This window comes from Gilliamella sp. Imp1-1 (assembly GCF_001690415.1).
Lineage (GTDB): Bacteria > Pseudomonadota > Gammaproteobacteria > Enterobacterales > Orbaceae > Gilliamella > Gilliamella bombi.
Genome location: NZ_LZHK01000004.1, coordinates 1 through 18,584, shown reverse-complemented (window position 1 = coordinate 18,584; position 18,584 = coordinate 1). Strand labels below are relative to the sequence as shown.

Sequence of the window (18,584 nt, the reverse complement as noted above, 5' to 3'; positions counted from 1 at the left end):
GGTGATTGTTTCGGTATTGAATGCTATCACAGACCGGCATTTAAGCTGGGGCTTTCCTAAATGCTTTAATCGTATCAAAAAGCTCGGCTATAAATGGAATCATAAACGGGTGTATCGGGTGTATTGCCAATTAAAGCTTAATCTCAGGATAAAGCGTAAACAGCGCATTCCTCCACGAAGCCCAGAAAGGCTATTAGCACCCAATAAACAAGATTAATGTTGGTCAATGGATTTTATGAGTGACAGTAGTCGTAATCAACGTCGCTTTAGAACATTCAATGTCATCGATGACTTTAATCGTGAGGCGTTAGGGATTGATATTGCAGTAAGCTTACCAGCAGGAAGGATTACCCGTTACTTAGATAAACTGGCTGAATATCATGGGTATCCATTAAAAATACGGGTCGATAATGGGCCAGAATTTACAGGAAAAACCTTTATAAACTGGGCTAAATCACATGATATAACCTTGATTATATCCAGCCTAGTAGCCCTTATCAAAATGGCTATATTGAACGATTTAATCGTACCTATCGTACTGAAGTACTCGATTTATATCTTTTTAACAACTTAGCACAAGCAAGGAGAATAACCGAAGAATGGTTAACGATTTATAATACCGAAAGACCACATGAGGCATTAAATAACATGACACCGATTGAGTATAAAACACTAAAACAAGCAGCATGATTTTCTACGTGAGTTGTGTACTAAGTTTGGGGTATTTACACTCTCTATTAGATCAAAGAACTCGCCAAAAAGCGAGTTCATTGTCATCAATCTGAAACCAGACATTATGTCTGATTTTTTTACTTTTTATCACGACAATATTTAAAAATCTAAATTCGCCGCTTTAAGGGCATTTTCTTCAATAAATAGTCGGCGTGGTTCAACTTCATCCCCCATTAATGTGGTAAATAATTGATCCGCTTCAATTGCATCTTTTATGGTGACTTGCAACATGCGACGACTGGTTGGATCCATTGTGGTTTCCCATAACTGTTCTGGGTTCATTTCACCTAGTCCTTTATAACGCTGAATAGTTAATCCACGACGTGATTCTTTAATTAACCAATCAACAGCTTCATCAAAAGATTCTACGGGTTGTTTGCGTTCTCCACGTTGAATAAAGGCGCTGTCTTCAAGTAGATCTTTTAATTGTGCACCAAGGTGGCAGATATTACGGTATTCATTACTATGGATGAATACTTGATCTAATGGATAATGAGTATCTACACCATGAGTTTTTACTTTAATGATTGGCACATATAGTTGTGCTTTTTCATTATATTCAGCTGAATAAAGGTAGCTGCTACCATGTTGTTCTTTATTTGATAGTTTTTCAACAAGGGTTTTTGCCCAATTTTCGGCTTGTTGTTGGTTTTGTAAAATACTTTCGTTTAATACATCATGATAAACTAATTCCGATAGCAACGCTTTTGGATAGCGACGTTCCATTTTTGTAATAAGTTTTTCGACTTTTTGATATTCAGCAATTAGTTTTTCTAATGCTTCGCCTGCAAGTGCAGGTGCATGGTCATTGACATGTAACGATGCATCTTCAAGCGCTAAGGCAATTTGAAATTGCGTCATTGCCTCATCATCTTTGATATATTGTTCTTGCTTGCCTTTTTTGACTTTGTATAAAGGTGGCTGTGCAATATAAACATAACCCCGCTCAATGATTTCTGGCATTTGTCGGTAGAAGAATGTTAATAATAATGTTCGAATATGCGAGCCATCAACGTCGGCATCGGTCATGATAATAATGCTGTGGTAACGCATTTTGTCTGGGTTATATTCATCACGGCCAATTCCACAACCTAATGCGGTAATTAGTGTTCCGACTTCTTGAGATGAGAGCATTTTGTCAAAACGGGCTTTTTCGACATTTAAAATTTTACCTTTAAGCGGTAAGATTGCTTGATTTTTGCGGTTGCGCCCCTGTTTTGCTGAGCCCCCCGCAGAGTCCCCTTCCACTAAGTATAATTCAGATAAAGCTGGGTCTTTTTCTTGGCAATCAGCAAGTTTACCTGGTAATCCGCCTAAGTCTAAGGCGCCTTTTCGACGTGTCATTTCGCGCGCTTTACGGGCGGCTTCTCGTGCTCTTGCAGCATCGATGATTTTTCCGACAACAATTTTGGCATCACTTGGGTTTTCAAGTAGATATTCTGTTAACTTTTCGCCCATTACGGATTCAACGGCGGATTTTACTTCTGATGATACCAATTTGTCTTTGGTCTGTGATGAGAATTTTGGGTCAGGTACTTTAACTGATACTACCGCAATTAAACCCTCACGAGCATCATCGCCTGTGGCGCTGATTTTGGCTTTTTTGCTGTATCCTTCAGCTTCCATATAGTTGTTTAATGTGCGCGTCATTGCTCCACGGAAACCCGCCAAGTGAGTACCGCCATCTCGTTGTGGAATGTTGTTAGTAAAGCAATAGATGTTTTCTTGGTAACCATCATTCCATTGTAGTGCTACTTCAACACCAATACCGTCTTTTTCTGTGCTGAAGTAAAATATTTTAGGATGAATAGGGTTTTTATTTTTGTTTAAGTATTCAACAAACGCTTGAATGCCACCTTCGTAGTGGTAATGTTCATTTTTGCCTGTGCGCTCATCAAGTAATCTTATTAATACGCCTGAGTTTAAGAATGATAATTCTCGTAGTCGTTTTGCTAATATTTCGTAGACAAACTCAATATTGGTAAATGTTTCTGGGCTTGGCCAGAAGCGTACATAGGTGCCAGATTCAGATGTTTCGCCAATTATTTTTAGGGGAGCTTGCGGGACACCTAAGTTATAAACTTGTTGGTGGATTTTTCCATCACGATAAATAACTAATTCTAATTTATCTGATAAGGCGTTAACAACTGAAACACCTACACCATGCAAACCACCAGATACTTTGTAAGAATTATCATCAAATTTACCGCCAGCATGCAATACGGTCATGATAACTTCTGCTGCTGAAATACCTTCTTCTTCATGAATACCTGTTGGAATACCGCGACCATCGTCACGTACAGAAACAGAGTTATCAGGGTGGATTGTTACTTCAATATGGTGACAATATCCAGCTAATGCTTCATCTATGGCATTATCAACAACTTCAAAAACCATATGGTGAAGTCCTGTACCATCATCAGTATCACCAATATACATACCTGGACGTTTACGGACAGCATCAAGCCCTTTGAGTACTTTAATGCTAGAAGAATCATAAGAATTGGACATGGATTTCTCGACTTTTTTGATTGTTTATATCGTTCTGTATATTTACGAAATTATACCAGATCTTATGTGAAAAATCTTATCATTTTCATCGATCATATGGGTAATTTGCGATTGGTTAACTGCAGTTATGAATACTTGTAAATTAGCTTGTTTTAAACGTTTGGCTAATAATTCGCGTTTATTGTTATCTAATTCAGATGCAAAATCATCAAGTAGGTAGATACAAGCTTGGGGATTTTGCTTAGAGTAATATTCACCTTGAGATAAACGTAATGCGCACATTAATAATTTTAATTGACCACGTGATAACAGATCTTCAACTGGAATGTTATCAACTCGTAATCGAATATCTGCTTTATGTGGTCCGGCTGATGTGTAGTTAAGGAGTTTGTCTCGCTCATACTGTTTGCGTAATATTTCAGCATAATCAGTACCATGCTCCCAACCTTGGTAATATTGGCAATTAAGTTGGTATTCGGGTAAAAAATCATGGCATGTTTGTATAATTTCAGGAAAAATATGTTGTGAGTAGTTTTCTCTAATGTGGCTAATTTTTTCAGCGATGGGCGCAAGTTCTTTGTCCCAAGGTAATAATTGATTATAGCTATGGGATTGCTTTAATAATGCATTGCGTTGTTTAAATAAACGCTTTAAATTATTCCATAAATGAACAAATTCTGGGTAATGATGAAAACATCCCCAATCAATAAATGCACGGCGATATTTAGGTCCGCCAGTCAATAAATCAAATCCTTCTGGTGTGATTAGTTGAATGGGTAATAATTTGGCTAAATCGGTTAATCGATAACCTTCATCCCCATCTATTCTGATTTTATTATCATTATTACGCGATTTAGCAAGTCCAATTGAGTGAATTTGTTGATTGGACGTGTTTAGTTCGCTGAATAATACTAGCTCTGGCTGCTCGTGTTGAATAATTCGATTCGATTGAGTATGTCTAAATGCACGACCATGACCAAGCATATAAATAGCTTCAAGTAAGCTCGTTTTTCCACTCCCGTTATCGCCAACAATGAAGTTGAAATGTGGCGATAAAGTTAGCTGTGCATAACTAATATTACGAAAATGATGAACTTTGATTTTTGAAAGAGTCATATACTTTAAATTATTCCGGACGAAGCCGGAATATTAAGTGAGATTGGATTATAAGCGCATTGGCATAACAACATAAGTTGCTGTCTGATTATTGATATCTTCTATTTGTACACTTGATGTTGCATCGGTTAATAATAGTTGTACGCTATCACATTTCAATGTATTTAATATATCAAGTAGATAGGTTACATTGAAGCCAATTTCAAGCTCTGCGGATTCATATTTTACGTCAATAACTTCTTCTGCTTCTTCTTGTTCTGGGTTGTTTGCTGTAATCTTTATTTGATTGTTATGGACATAAAGTCGAATACCACGGAATTTTTCATTAGATAAGATCGCAACTCTTGATAGGGCGTTTCTGAGTTCTTCGCAAGATACTTCAAGTGGTTTATCTGGGTTGCGTGGCAATACTCGTTTGTAGTCAGGGAATCTTCCATCAATGAGTTTTGATGTGAAAGTGAAATCACCAAGATTAACCCGTAAGTTATTATTACCAATTTGCATATTGATTAATTCTTCGTTATCACTAACCAGTTTTGCAAGCTCTAGTACCCCTTTTCTTGGTAAAATGACAGAATGATTAGTTTTAGTATCTTGTTCAATAGGTTGTGAGCATAAAGCTAATCGATGTCCATCTGTTGCAACTGATTTTAGTAAACCATCTTCAATTTCAAATAACATGCCATTTAGGTAATATCTTACGTCTTGATTCGCCATTGAAAATTGTACCGCATCAATAAGGCGTTTAATGGTTTTTTGTGGAACTGAAAGTTCAACATCACTTTGCCAATTTTCTAAATTTGGAAAATCGGTAGCTGGTAGTGTTGATAATGAAAATTTACTACGTCCTGATTGAATCATCAATCGGTTATCGTCAACGCTTATCGAAATTTTGGCATCATTAGGTAAGTTTCGGCAGATATCAAGAAACTTTCTTGCTGGCACGGTTGTTGCACCTGGTTCACTCGGTTCAACTAATGGTAGATGAGATATCATCTCTATTTCAAGATCAGTTCCTGTCATCGATAGCGTGTTATCATTCACTTGTAATAATAAATTCCCCAAAATTGGTAGTGTAGGGCGACTACTTAATGGTGCACTTACAAGTTGTAATGGCTTTATTAGTTTTTCACGATCTATAATAAATTTCATAGTATTGATTCTTTTTAAGTTGATAATGTTCGAATTAAATTGGAGTAATCTTCTTTAATGTTATTACTTTCTTCTTTTAACTCTGCGATCTTTCTACATGCATGTAATACAGTCGTGTGATCTCTTCCACCAAAGCCGTCACCGATTTCAGGTAGGCTTTTATTTGTGAGCTCTTTGGCAAGCGCCATTGCTACTTGCCGTGGTCTTGCCACAGAACGAGAACGACGTTTAGAAAGTAAATCTGATACTTTAATTTTATAATATTCGGCAACTGTCTTTTGTATATTTTCAATGGTGACAAGTTTTTCTTGTAAAGCGAGTAAATCTTTTAAGGCATCTTTAACAAAATCAATGGTAATGGCCTTACCAGTAAAATTAGCATTAGCGATAACCCGATTAAGAGCACCTTCTAATTCACGAACATTAGAGCGTAATCGTTTAGCAATAAAAAAAGCGACTTCTTCAGGTAATTTAATATGATTTTCCTCGGCTTTTTTCATTAAAATTGCAACCCGTGTTTCTAGTTCAGGTGGCTCAATTGCAATGGTTAGTCCCCAACCAAAACGTGATTTTAGTCGGTCTTCAACGCCATTAATTTCTTTAGGATAGCGATCTGACGTTAAAATAATTTGCTGATTACCCTCTAATAAAGAGTTAAAGGTGTGGAAAAATTCTTCTTGAGATCGCTCTTTATTTGCAAAAAACTGAATGTCATCGATAAGTAAAGCATCAACAGAACGGTAGTAATTTTTAAATTCTTCGATAGCGTTATTTTGTAGTGCTTTGACCATGTCTTGCACAAAGCGCTCGGAATGCATGTAAACAACTTTGGCGTTGGCTTTTTTTGCCATTATTTGATTGCCAACTGCATGTAATAAATGCGTTTTACCTAAACCGGTGGAACCATATAAGAATAGTGGATTATAAGCTTTTCCTGGATTTTCAGCTACTTGTTTTGCAGCCGCAACAGCAAGTTGGTTTGATTTACCCTCAACAAAACTATTAAAAGTGTGCTTATGGTTAATACCTGAATGATACACATGATTATTATTGGTTTCTTTTGTTGTTTTCCATGCAGGAACAACCTCTGCTTTCTTTTGGTTATTTTGTTCTTTTTTATCTGCGGATACGGTTGAACCAACCTCAAGAAATAATTTTAGAGAATCGTCATTAATTAGTTTATTTAATAGTTGAGAAATAGTAGTTAAATATTTATTTCTTACCCAATCCAAGACAAATCTATTGGGCGCATAGATATAGAGTTTATTATCAACCATTTCCGCTTGCAACGGGCGAATCCATAAGTTGAATTCTGTTGTGGGGATTTCTTCTTGTAATTGAGAAAGGCAATCTTGCCAAATAGCGGTAGGCACGGCAACTCCTTTAACTTTGCTTACTAACAATATCGTGAAGTATTATAATCTTTTTTGTGGATAATTTGTAGATCTAAGGTAATATTTAATTTAGTTGTTAACAATAAAAATAAGAAAAACCCGGCTTATAACCGGGTCTTAATGAAGTATCTAAATAACAAAAAATTAATTTGTTTCATTAGTTACTTGAACTTCTTTTTCGTTAAGTGCTTTAACTTCAATTTCAACACGACGATCTGGAGCTAAACAAGCTTTTAAGCTAGCACCACGAAGAGCATTACATTTTGTACCAGTAACTGGTTGAGATTTACCCACACCACGAGCGCTAATTAGGTTAGAAGGAACACCTTTAGCAATTAAATATTTCATTACTGAGTTAGCACGTTGTTCTGATAGTTTTTGGTTATAACTAACTGAACCGATACGGTCAGTATGACCAATTACTACGATAGCGCTTTCAGTTGGGTTAAGTTTAACAAGATTTGTTAGTAAGTTGTCTAATGCTTGGCGACCTTCTTCTTTTAAGTCAGCTTTCGCATAAGCAAATAGTACATCTTCATTTAATACATAGCGGTTTACTTCAGTTTTTAATTCAACTGGTGCTGGAGTAGCTGGTGAACCTAAACGATAAGTAATACCCAAGCTTACAGTACCTGCATCTGGAGTTGCTTTGCTTTTAGTATGAATATGTTGAACATATTGGTATTCTAAACGAGTAGAGAAGTCTTCGTCTAAACGATAGTCAAGACCTAATGCATACACAGGAGATACATCAGTTTTGGTACCACCATGACCGTGTTCTACTCTAGTGTCACCACTGTTTTTCCATTTAGCAATAGTAACCATGCCTCCAGCACGACCATAAATATCTAGATCGCCAATGATAGGGTAGCTTAATTTACCGGTTAATGAAACGCCTTGTGCAGAAAGTTTACTATTACCCGCTTTAGTCTTATCATCAGTCCAAGTTCTTTTATATTTAGCAGAACCTAACCAATCATAACCTAACTCAAATGCTAAATATGGGTTTGCTTGGAAGCCAAGGAAAGCGCCACCAGCAACATTGCTACGATTTGAAGTTTTAATACCAACTTCATCTTTATCAAAGCCACGAACTTTATGTGCATCTAATCGATAAAGCTCTGACCAACCTAATTTAGCACCTGTATAAAAAGTGTTGTCTTCGTATGCTGCGTTAGCTGCAGTAGCTGTTAAGCTTGCAACTGCGATTGCTAGAGCTAGAGTAGTTTTTTTCATTTTATTGCCTCAACTTATATGTTGTTATAGACGATGTTTAGTTTCTTTTATTGTTTAATAATTCATTTAAATTAAAAAGAACAATACTTATTTTTATATAATTATGTTACCCATAATCTGTTGTCAAGTATAGCATAGATAATAGGCAAATCTATAGTTATTGCAGTTACAATAAAAAAAATTTAGATAATTTTTTCAAATAATTTTGTTAATTGTTATGTAAAAGTCATTAATAGTATTTGCTAATGCATTAGCCATAATAAAAAAGTCAGCTTCTAATCTCTTATTAAATTCATCTAAACCGATATCTTCGTTTTCATCCAAAATAGCAGAATCAAACTTAATTCGTTTAAATGTTAAGTCACTATTAACAATAAAGCTAACGCCTCTTTCATCAATAATTTTAATTTTAGTGATCCATTTCCCTGAATCGAAATGGACACGCATTTCATCACTGGTGATTTCTTGATTTTTACAGCTAATAATTCCATTTCCTTCAAGAGGATCTTTTAGTTCGGCTTGATCACCTAATAAAAATGGTGGGAATTTTAGGTTTTCCTTAGCCCATGAGGTCATAACCTGTTCAAGTGGTTTATCAATCGATAAAGGGGTTAAAGCGAGTGAGCCAAGCTCTTTACGTAAAATCGCTAAGATATCTTCTGATTGTTTAAAGCTACTACAGTCAACAATAATGCGTTTATTATGCGTATCTAACCATAACCAATAATTATTATATTTACTAAAAGCCCTTGGCATTAGATCAATCATAACTTCATCTTTTAAAGTCGCCTTTTCGTTTTTAGTTAGTTTTCTGCTTAGTGCTTGTTCTTGTTTATCAATTTTTTCTAATAAAGCTTGTTTTATTACGGGGGCTGGTAATATTTTTGTTTCTTTTTTGATCCGTAATAATAAATGCCCTTGCATATCAACTATAAAATCATCTTGGTTATTATCATGATAAGGCGAAACCCAGCCCATTTTTGTGGTGTCTAAATTACCACATGGAGTAAAAGGGTGAGACTTTAGTGCTTTTTCTATTGCGTCTTTATTAAGTAACGTGTCGCTATTAAGTTGGTAAATTATGGCATTTTTAAACCAAAGCATACTTTTCTATTTCCTGCATTTTTGTAATAAAGGGTTATCATTGTTTAAATGAGTAACAGCTTATAGAGAATAATAAGCTGTCATTATTTAGTGATTGAGTATAAATGTATATTTATTAGAAGCTATAAGAAACACCCATATAAATCGAGGTTACAGTGCTATTGTCCACCATTGGGCTATCTGCCACATCACCAGTTAATTTGTCAATATGAACACCACCAAATGTCGCAATATTTGGGGTTAATGAATATTGTGCAGCTATTTCAGCATAAGGTGTCAATGACGCATCAGCATTAAAGTATCGTAATCCTGAACGAGAGGTTTCTTTATGTGAAACACCATAATAATAATTGTTGTGCTTATTATTAGCCCAATTTATACCGATGGTGGGCGCAACAATCAAATTGCCTTGCATATAAGGAACGGTATAATCAGTATTTACTAAAATACTATTACTTTCATTTAATACATCAGTTCCTACACTACTCGAAAAACTTCCCCAACTGGTATCAATAGAATACTCGATTTCTGCAAGTAATGTTGAATGGCGGCTATCAAGTAGCCTTAATTGGTGGTTATCTGAATCATGTGGCTTAAATTCGTTAGATAAATAACGTGCGCCAATAGACACGCTTTGATTGTCCTGATTATAAGCATAAATACCAGCTGACAGGTCATCGATAAAAAATAGGCCATTATCATAATCAATATGAGGAATAGGGTAATAATTAGCACTATAACTTTTATACGGTGAATTACTCCAACCAACACCACCCCCGATAGAGGTGGAATCAGCTAATGCAATTTGGGTAGCTCCTAAAGTTATTACTGATAAAATAGAAAGTGTACAAAATGTTTTTTTCATTTTTCATACCCATATATAAAAGGTGATCACCTGTCGTTATTTATACTAATTTTATATCTTATTGATAGTTAGTTTTGTCGTCACACAATCTATACATTAATTGTACATTGTAACAAACAAATTTCCTGAATAATAATGCCACATTTTATCATATTTGAATATCAATTAGTGAGACAACTTATGAGTAAACCAACTTTAGAAATGATTAATAGCCGTCCTGATGATGCTACTTTGTTAGCAGATGAGGCAAAATATTGTTCTTTCGGTGATACAGTGCATTATGTAGAACCGCCAAAAATTTTTGATGGTTGTGAAGGTAGTTATATGTATGACAAAGAAGGCAAAGCTTTCCTTGATCTGCAAATGTGGTATTCTGCATGTAACTTCGGTTATGCCAATGAGCGTTTAAATAATGTTCTTAAAAAGCAAATTGATACCTTACCACAATGTGCTAGCCAATATTTACACCCAACTAAAATTGAATTAGCTAAAACTATTGCTCAAGGTATGGAAAAGCGATTTGGTTATGAAGGGCGGGTACATTTCAATGTAGGTGGTTCACAGTGTATTGAAGACTCTTTAAAAGTTGTTCGTAATGCTACTGGTGGTAAATCATTAATGTTCGCTTTCCAAGGTGGATACCATGGTAGAACTTTAGGTGCTTCATCAATTACTTCAAGTTATCGTTATCGTCGTCGCTATGGTCATTTTGGTGATCGTGCGATGTTTGTTCCTTTCCCATATCCTTTCCGTCGTCCAAAAGGCATGACAGCAGAAGAGTATGGTGAACATTTAGTCGCAGAATTTGCGCGTTTATTTGAAACTGAATACCACGGTGTTTGGGACCCAAAAGTTGGGCAAGCTGAATATGCAGCGTTCTATGCTGAACCTTTACAGGCAACAGGTGGTTATATTGTTCCTCCTCGTAATTACTTTAAAGGACTTAAAAAAGTTTTAGATCAGTATGGTATTTTATTGGTGGTTGATGAAATCCAAATGGGCTTTTATCGTACAGGTAAACTTTGGTCAATTGAACACTTTGATGTTAAACCTGATGTCGTTGTTTTTGCTAAAGCATTAACTAATGGTCTTAATCCACTAGGTGGTTTATGGGCGCGTGAAGAATTAATCAATCCTCAAGTATTCCCAGTTGGCTCAACCCACTCAACTTTTGCATCAAATCCATTAGGTACAGCTGTTGGTCTTGAAGTATTAAAAATGACTTCTGAAACAGATTACGAAAAAATGGTAATGGATAGTGGTGCTTATTTCCTTGAGGGTTTAAAAACACTTGAGAAGAAACATAAAGAAATTGGTGAAGTTGATGGTTTAGGCTTGGCACTTCGCGCAGAAATTTGTACAGAAGATGGCTTTACGGCTAATAAAGCCTTAGTTGACAAAATGGTGGATATTGGTATGTCAGGTGATCTTGATTGGAAAGGTACCAAAATGGGATTAGTGCTTGATATTGGTGGTTACTATAAAAATGTGATTACTTTTGCACCATCATTACACATTTCACGTCAGGAAATTGATCAAGGTATTGAACTTCTAGATCAGTTAATTACCCGAGCGAAAAAAGAACTTTAATTGTTTGATCTTCATAATCCCGTCAATGTCTATTGGCGGGATTATTTGTTACAGCCAATCATAGATTTACCTTATGAAATACCTTAATCAGTTAGAACCTAATGAATTAATAGACAATTTTTTAGCTCATCCTCCGCAAGATTTTTCAGCATGGCTGAGCGAAGATGGTGTGCCTATTTTTTCTGCTAAGTTTGATCTTCTTACTACTGCAGATGATGATTTCAGGCATAAAGTTCAGAAACTTCCTTTTTATAATAAATGGCGGCGTTATTTACAACCTCATACTTGTTTTGTTGGTGCTACTGTTTCGGAATATGCATTATTAACTGATAACGTTGATGCGAATCAATTGGCTGAACACCTCAAAGCAGCTTATGCTAAGCAGTATCCTTTTTTTATTGTTAAAGATATTCCTGTTGCGTCTCCTTTACTAAACGAAAAAGACAACCATTATTCAATGGATTTTATTTCGTCATTAAAAGAAAATGGTTTTATCGAAGTTGAAGGGCAGGCATTAGCTTGGGTTCCGATTGATTTTGCAAATATGGACGAGGTTTTTTTACAGTTTTCTTATAGCCGACGTAAAAATTTTAGAAGAAAATTAAGATCACGTGAAAAATTAAATATTAATGTTTTGCATAGTGGTGATGATTGTTTTTTTAATGATACTGTTCTAGATGAGTATTATCAATTGTATCTTAATGTTTATCAGCAAAGTGAAATACATTTTGACTTATTGACCAAACCATTTTTCACCCAACTATTACAATGTAAAACCCAAAATGCACATATAGTGACTTATCACTATAATGATAGGTTGGTGGGGTTCAATATTTGTTTTGTTGTTAATAATATGCTAGTTGATAAATATATCGGTATGGTTTATCCGCAGGCAAGGGAACTTAATCTCTATTTTGTAAGTTGGTTTGTTAATCTTGAATATGCTTTACAGCAAGGTTTTAGTCACTATATTGCAGGTTGGACTGATCCCGAAGTAAAAGCTTCGTTAGGTGCAAAATTCACCTTTACTAAACATCTTGTCTATATTCGCAATCCATTATTAAGAACCGTATTGCGTAGATTCATTGGTCATTTTGAAAGTGACAAGGAGAAAGTAACATGACATGTCCTATTATTCTCAATTTTGATAGAAGTGTTGGTGAAATTTATCATGCTAAAACGATTGATTTTACCCAATGGCAAGATGCGATTCGTTTTGGTTGTACTAAGAAAAAATTTCACCAATTTAAAAATGTGTTACAGCAATCTTTACCTGAAAACCATGGTACGGTATTAATGGGTAGCGGTGATTATCACCATATTTCATTATTACTGATTGAAAATCTAGCTAAACAATATTCTGCCAAAAATCCAATTCAAGTCGTGATTTTTGATAATCATCCAGACAATATGCGATATTTGTTTGGTATTCATTGTGGTTCATGGGTTAGTTATGTGGCAAGTTTGCCTTTTGTTAGTCATGTACATGTACTTGGTATTACGTCTCATGATATTGGGCTTTCTCATTTTTGGGAAAATAGATGGTCAGCGCTTTTTCATAAAAAGTTGACTTATTGGAGCTTGGAGGTCAATGTTGCATGGGCCAAAAAAATTGGTTTAGGACACGCTTTTCGACATTTTGCAACACCAGATGATCTTATTGCGAGCTTTTTATCAGAACAGTATCACAGTGCACAACCCGTTTACTTATCGATTGATAAAGATGTATTGAGCGAAGATGTAATTCATACCAATTGGGATCAAGGTAAGCTACAAACATATCATATTCTTGATACTATATCATCAATAAAACCTAGAATTATTGGTAGTGATATTACGGGAGAGCTATCTATATGGCAATCATCAAATTGGTTTAAACGTTTACTCAGTTCACTCGATAAACAACCTACCATATCGCCAGATAAGCTTATCAATTGGCAACAAGAACAACATCAACTTAATTTAACCTTATTAAGGGCATTAGCAGTATAAACTTGTAAAAAGGTTTTAGGAAAGCGGTACTTTAAGTATAAACCTTTACCTACCTTTCCATTATTGTGTTCAGAATTTAATGTTGATGATTGTGTAAATTTTGTTTAGATAATTTATTTTCAGCTAGGGCTAAAAAGAGAATACCTGAAACAATTAATATTGCACCTATTAACTTGAATAATGTAATCGGTTCGTGAAATAACCAGATTGAAACAATCATAACTGTCACAATTTCAAAGTGTGATGCAGCAAAAGCAGGACCTACAGGTGCTTTTTTTAATAATGTCATCCAAGTGAAGAAAGTAAGAATATATCCTACTATTGAAATATAAATCCAAGGATTGGTAAATACTCGGATTAACCATTGAATACTCATTTCTAATGGTTGAGCTTCGATAGCCGTTAATTTAAAACTACATTGCGCAATTGTGTCAAAAAAGAGCAATACAGAAAAGCCAATTAAATAAAATCTAGCCATATTAAGACATTCCTACAAAAATGACACCAGCTGTAATTAATAGCATCCCAATTAAGCGATAAATGGTTAGTAATTCTTTAAAAATAATTCGACCAACTAACATAATCGTAATGATATTAAATGAAGCAAGTAATACGCCTTGAGAAAGAGGGACTAAGGTTAAAAAGGCTAACCATAATAAAAATTCAGCAATATAAGATATAACACCAACCCAAATCCACTTATTTTTCGATAAATCTAGCCAGTAGTACCAACCATCGCGATTATTTGGCGCGATGGCTGCAAATTTAAAAGCGACTTGTCCTAGCGTATCAAAACAGATATTACTAATCCAAAGTATAATAACTAATGGTGACATTATGCTTTTATTCCTTCTGCGATATTATCAAAGAACGATGCACACTCTTTGATTACTTCACGGCGTTGGCTGTCAATAGTAATTAAATGATAACTATCATTTAAGACCACTAATTTTGTTGAGCCTGATACTGATTTTTCAACCAATTTGGCATTAGTTTCTATATTGGCGATATCATCATTGCCTGAATGCATAATTAAACAAGGCGAAATTACTTTAGGTAATTGTTTGCGCATCTCTTTTGCCAATAACTGCATTTCCGCTAGTGCAGGGAATGGGTTACCAGCAAGACCTGCTGATGCCGCATCGCCACTTAACATGCTTTCGGACACTACTGCGCGAATGCGTTCATCTTTAAGCCCATAGGGTGGTTTTTCAATGAAAACCTTTTTTTGAAAAATACCCAATTTTTTAAAATAGACTAATAAGAAGAAAAGTTTTTTTGCCCAAAATGGCATACTCCAACCATCATAACAAAATGTGGGGGCTAAAACGCCAACACCTTTAATTTGTTCAGGTCTATCGGCAGCAAGTTTTAGTGCAAGTAGCGCACCCATTGATAATCCAGCAACAAAAACATTATCTACATGCTGTGCTAAATAATCTGCGCCATCTTGTACGCTTTTATACCAATCTTGCCATGTTGTTTTACACAGATCTTCTTCAGTACCACAATGCCCAGCTAATTGGATTGCATAAACAGTAAATCCAGCTTTATTTAATCCATTAGCTAAAATGCGCATTTCATTAGGGGTACCAGTTAAACCATGAATCAAAAGTACGCCATTTTTGTTACCTGGTAGAAAGTAAGATAAATTTTGAATTGTACTCATTAATATTCCTTTATTTTACCATCATGACAGGGATAACGGCATGTTGTGCACGTTTTAATGCCGAGGTTACATCTGCGAAACTAGTAATCTTACAATGTTCAATTTTATTTTTTTCACAATAATTAACTAACTTGTCTTTGGCAAAAACGAAATCAACATTATGTGATACGCAATAGTCTGATGTACCGTCACCAACATATAATATTTGCGAAAAGTGCTGTTGTTTTTTTACATGATTACATTTGCAATTGCCACTTTGCTTAATACAGTCCTTGTTTGCGTAAGGAAACTCAAGGCGCCAGCTGCGTGCGTTATTATGCATTAATTTATTAGCAAAAATTGGTAAATGTTCAATACCATGACGTTTTAAAATAAACTCAATGGCATAATCTAAACCGTCGCTGACCACATGAACGGGAATATTGTTCTGTTCGGTATAATGAATAAAAGATTTAAAATCCGGGTCTATTTCAATTTGTGATAAAACTTGATTGAGTTCATCTAAGCTTGCATCCATTAATGCAATTTGTTTACTCATACATTCTTGAGAGCCAATTTTACCGTTAACCCACAATTCTTCAAGCTCATCACAACCATTTTGACCAAAGTGGCTTAGTAAAGTATCGGTGACATCTTTAACACTAATCGTACCATCAAAATCACACAAAACAATTGGCGTGTGATTTTGTGGATAAGATGGGTGAAAAAGATGGTTCGCTATTGATGAAAAAGTATTCATTTTGATAAAAAATAGTCTATTTATAGATATTGGCGTAAATTCTCTCATAGAGTTGCTATAAACTTTGTAGCCTCTTTGTATATATTTTGTAACGGGAAAAAAATTATCTGTATAATGAGGTATCTCTAGGTACAAGCTACAGTAATCGAGAACAGATAATGAGTGAACGTATATTAATCATTGAAGATGATCAGCGCTTAGCTAATTTAATTCAAGTTTATCTAATTCGGCAAGGATATCTTGTTGAATGGCATAATAGTGGAGAAGGGGCAGAAGAAAAGATTCAACAACTTAATCCCGATCTAGTTATTTTAGATGTAATGTTACCTGTAAAAACAGGTTTTGATATTTGTCGAGATATTCGTACATGGTTTAGTAATTTTATACTGATCATGACAGCAAGTGAAGATAATATTGATGAAATTGTTGGGCTTGAATTGGGAGCGGATGATTATTTAGCAAAACCAGTTGAACCTAGATTATTATTAGCGCGAATACGAGCTTTATTACGACGGAAACAGATAGAAACCGACAAAGACAATACGAAAGAGTTTGTTTTACCACAGAATAATAAAACTTTAATATTTGATAATCTAGTCATAGACGGTGAAAACCGAAAAGTACTCTTGCACGAGCAAGAAATTGATTTAACTACTGCCGAATTCGATCTGCTATGGTTGCTTGCTTATAATGCGGGAACTATTCTTTCTCGAGATGATATTTTTTCTCAAGTAAGAGGGATCGATTTTGATGGTAGTGATCGTTCTATTGATGCTCGTGTTTCAAGACTTCGTCGTAAATTACTCGATGATCCAGATAATCCGTCTCGCATAAAAACAGTGCGAGGAAAAGGCTACTTATTTATGCGAGAAGGAGAAAATCATTGAGTCAATTATTAGCCAAGCCGCTATTTTTTAATCGTCGTATTGTATTTTATCTAGTTATTTTACTTTTATTGCAAAGTATTATTGCTTATGGCGCTTTATTGGTTTTTGATTCATTACCTTCATCATTAACCGATATGCCAGATGATCATGTTGTATTTCGTGAATCTCAACGAGGTACAGTGAATCTGATTCGTATGCAAATTAAAGAACATAAAGATCGCCCCCTTCAAGAAGTGGTTAATGAATTGCAACCTTATTTTGGCTACCCTATCGAAGTGTTACCAATTAACACACCGTTACCTGATACTGTACTTAACGAGTTAAAAAAACTTGGTTTTTCTTATGATGATGATAATGAGATTGTTTATATAGATTTAAAAGATGGCAATTTGCTTCAATTAGGTCCGATTGTAATGCGGGATATTTTGGCATCCAATACCATGTCGTTGACCATCTTTCTTGTTATTTGGGCTTTGTTTAGTGCTATTGTTTTTTTCATTTTAATTTATATGGCTTTTAGTGCCGTATGGAAGGATCTAGTTAATATCAGACAAACTGCCGAGCAGTTAGGACAAGGCAATTTAAAAGCTCGAACCGAAAATGTTAAAGGTTGGTTATTTAAGCCGCTAGCAAATGTTTTAAATAATATGGGAACGCATATTGAACATCTAGTTGGTACTAATCAAACAATCTCTCATGCGATGGCTCATGAATTACGTACTCCTCTTGCCCGTATGCGATTTGAACTTAGTATGCTTGAAGAGTCAACCGATGAAAAAGAGAGATTTTTGCTACAAAAAGGCATGAGTGATGATATTAATGAACTTGAGACATTAATCAATGCTAGTTTAAATTACTTTAAAATGCAGCAAAGCAATGTTGAATTAAACTTTATAAGGGTATCACTAAAACAGTGGAGTGAAAAAGTTTGCCAATCTTTAACATTATTTAAACCAAAAGGATTTGAACTTACTTGTAATAGCCAAGATGCATATGCAATGATTGATACTAATTTAGTTGAAACCATAGTTAAAAATTTGTTACTAAATGCTTTTAAGTATGCAGCACATAAAGCAGTTTTGAATATCACAAAACAAGAAAATCGAGTCATTCTTGAAATCGATGATGATGGTGTGGGCATTCCCTTTGATGCACGTGAAAAGATTTTTATGCCTTTTGCAAGACTTGATACGAGCCGAACTCGATCAACTGGAGGTTATGGACTCGGTTTAGCTTATGTAAAACTAATGGCAGAATTTCATAATGGTAAAGCCTTTGTTGTCACTAGCCCACTAGGTGGAGCAAGATTTGTGGTTTCATTGAAATCAGGTGATGAATAAAAATAATTAGTTGTATTTTTAGCAAAAACCGTCAGGCAGAGCTTTTATTTTGTTTAATTTTTTATTTTTGTATTCCTAGATTACACCATGAAGTGCAATTCTTCTTAACTCCTTAGAATAAAAATCGGCAGGGCTTTTAAACTTATGCCGTTTTCTTGGGCGTGTGTTCAACAGATATTGTATTTTCTTTATCTGTTTGTCGTCAACTAATGAAATGGCCGCTGACTTAGGTATAAACTGACGTATTAAGCCATTGG

19 protein-coding genes and 1 pseudogene are annotated in these 18,584 nt (G+C 35.0%); 8 read left to right on the top strand and 12 right to left on the bottom strand.

Annotated features, from left to right (window positions below):
- The 3 genes from A9G38_RS11875 to A9G38_RS12670 form a co-directional block, all read left to right on the top strand.
- Positions 1-217, top strand: a 217-nt coding sequence (locus tag A9G38_RS11875) for an IS3 family transposase (protein ID WP_162162675.1), incomplete at its 5' end; no start/stop codon positions are given.
- 9 nt (positions 218-226) lie between these two features.
- Positions 227-574, top strand: coding sequence for a DDE-type integrase/transposase/recombinase (locus tag A9G38_RS11495; RefSeq protein ID WP_080702396.1), 348 nt, complete (start codon positions 227-229; stop codon positions 572-574).
- Entirely contained in the window at positions 478-690 is a 213-nt protein-coding gene (locus A9G38_RS12670; protein ID WP_141671664.1) for an integrase core domain-containing protein, read from the top strand. The genes A9G38_RS11495 and A9G38_RS12670 overlap by 97 nt, the downstream gene beginning before the upstream one ends.
- Before the next feature lie 141 nt (positions 691-831).
- Here A9G38_RS12670 and gyrB read toward each other — a convergent pair whose 3' ends face one another.
- The 7 genes from gyrB to A9G38_RS00640 all read right to left on the bottom strand — a co-directional run bounded on the left by gyrB (position 832) and on the right by A9G38_RS00640 (position 10,110).
- Positions 832-3,243, bottom strand: coding sequence for a DNA topoisomerase (ATP-hydrolyzing) subunit B (gene gyrB / locus A9G38_RS00670; protein ID WP_034914310.1), 2,412 nt, complete (start codon positions 3,241-3,243; stop codon positions 832-834).
- 42 nt (positions 3,244-3,285) lie between these two features.
- Positions 3,286-4,359, bottom strand: a complete 1,074-nt coding sequence (gene recF / locus A9G38_RS00665) for a DNA replication/repair protein RecF (protein ID WP_034914305.1) — start codon at positions 4,357-4,359, stop codon at positions 3,286-3,288.
- 48 nt (positions 4,360-4,407) lie between these two features.
- Complete coding sequence (dnaN, locus tag A9G38_RS00660; protein ID WP_034914302.1) at positions 4,408-5,511, bottom strand: DNA polymerase III subunit beta; 1,104 nt, start codon at positions 5,509-5,511, stop codon at positions 4,408-4,410.
- A 14-nt stretch (positions 5,512-5,525) separates the two neighbouring features.
- The gene (dnaA, locus tag A9G38_RS00655) at positions 5,526-6,884 is read right to left on the bottom strand and encodes a chromosomal replication initiator protein DnaA (protein WP_034914300.1); all 1,359 of its coding nucleotides are present in this window, start codon (positions 6,882-6,884) and stop codon (positions 5,526-5,528) included.
- A gap of 165 nt (positions 6,885-7,049) precedes the next feature.
- Positions 7,050-8,141: a porin OmpA gene (gene ompA, locus A9G38_RS00650; RefSeq protein ID WP_034914295.1), complete on the bottom strand. Its 1,092-nt coding sequence runs from the start codon at positions 8,139-8,141 to the stop codon at positions 7,050-7,052.
- A gap of 195 nt (positions 8,142-8,336) precedes the next feature.
- Positions 8,337-9,245: a recombination-associated protein RdgC gene (locus A9G38_RS00645; protein WP_034914291.1), complete on the bottom strand. Its 909-nt coding sequence runs from the start codon at positions 9,243-9,245 to the stop codon at positions 8,337-8,339.
- Between the two features lie 115 nt (positions 9,246-9,360).
- Positions 9,361-10,110 carry a MipA/OmpV family protein gene (locus A9G38_RS00640; RefSeq protein ID WP_051634292.1) on the bottom strand — a complete coding sequence of 250 codons (750 nt, stop codon included), beginning with the start codon at positions 10,108-10,110 and terminating at the stop codon, positions 9,361-9,363.
- Between the two features lie 180 nt (positions 10,111-10,290).
- Here A9G38_RS00640 and A9G38_RS00635 point away from each other — a divergent pair, with 180 nt between their 5' ends.
- From A9G38_RS00635 to A9G38_RS00625, 3 genes are all read left to right on the top strand, one after another.
- On the top strand, positions 10,291-11,700 hold the full coding sequence (locus tag A9G38_RS00635) for an aspartate aminotransferase family protein (RefSeq protein WP_141671132.1): 1,410 nt from the start codon (positions 10,291-10,293) through the stop codon (positions 11,698-11,700).
- Between the two features lie 73 nt (positions 11,701-11,773).
- Positions 11,774-12,823 carry a GNAT family N-acetyltransferase gene (locus tag A9G38_RS00630; protein ID WP_034914288.1) on the top strand — a complete coding sequence of 350 codons (1,050 nt, stop codon included), beginning with the start codon at positions 11,774-11,776 and terminating at the stop codon, positions 12,821-12,823.
- Positions 12,820-13,692: an arginase family protein gene (locus tag A9G38_RS00625; RefSeq protein ID WP_034914283.1), complete on the top strand. Its 873-nt coding sequence runs from the start codon at positions 12,820-12,822 to the stop codon at positions 13,690-13,692. The genes A9G38_RS00630 and A9G38_RS00625 overlap by 4 nt, the downstream gene beginning before the upstream one ends.
- Before the next feature lie 76 nt (positions 13,693-13,768).
- Here the strand turns inward: A9G38_RS00625 and A9G38_RS00620 are convergent, their stop codons facing one another.
- From A9G38_RS00620 to A9G38_RS00605, 4 genes are read right to left on the bottom strand one after another with little or no spacing between them, the layout of a single operon-like run.
- Entirely contained in the window at positions 13,769-14,170 is a 402-nt protein-coding gene (locus A9G38_RS00620) for a DMT family transporter (RefSeq protein ID WP_034914280.1), read from the bottom strand.
- 1 nt (position 14,171) lies between these two features.
- The gene (locus A9G38_RS00615; RefSeq protein ID WP_034914277.1) at positions 14,172-14,528 is read right to left on the bottom strand and encodes an EamA family transporter; all 357 of its coding nucleotides are present in this window, start codon (positions 14,526-14,528) and stop codon (positions 14,172-14,174) included.
- Positions 14,528-15,361, bottom strand: coding sequence for an alpha/beta hydrolase (locus A9G38_RS00610; RefSeq protein WP_034914274.1), 834 nt, complete (start codon positions 15,359-15,361; stop codon positions 14,528-14,530). Before A9G38_RS00610 ends, A9G38_RS00615 begins: the two co-directional genes overlap by 1 nt.
- 10 nt (positions 15,362-15,371) lie before the next feature.
- A complete protein-coding gene (locus tag A9G38_RS00605) occupies positions 15,372-16,100 on the bottom strand; it encodes an MtnX-like HAD-IB family phosphatase (protein ID WP_034914318.1) in 729 nt (242 codons plus the stop codon).
- Positions 16,101-16,258: 158 nt separating this feature from the next.
- Here A9G38_RS00605 and A9G38_RS00600 point away from each other — a divergent pair, with 158 nt between their 5' ends.
- Positions 16,259-16,987, top strand: coding sequence for a winged helix-turn-helix domain-containing protein (locus A9G38_RS00600; RefSeq protein ID WP_034914270.1), 729 nt, complete (start codon positions 16,259-16,261; stop codon positions 16,985-16,987).
- Positions 16,984-18,327 (top strand): ATP-binding protein, encoded by a 1,344-nt coding sequence (locus A9G38_RS00595; protein WP_051634291.1) that lies wholly within the window; start codon positions 16,984-16,986, stop codon positions 18,325-18,327. Before A9G38_RS00600 ends, A9G38_RS00595 begins: the two co-directional genes overlap by 4 nt.
- Positions 18,328-18,402: 75 nt before the next feature.
- Here the strand turns inward: A9G38_RS00595 and A9G38_RS12125 are convergent.
- Positions 18,403-18,584: pseudogene (locus tag A9G38_RS12125) on the bottom strand (IS30 family transposase); the annotation flags it as partial.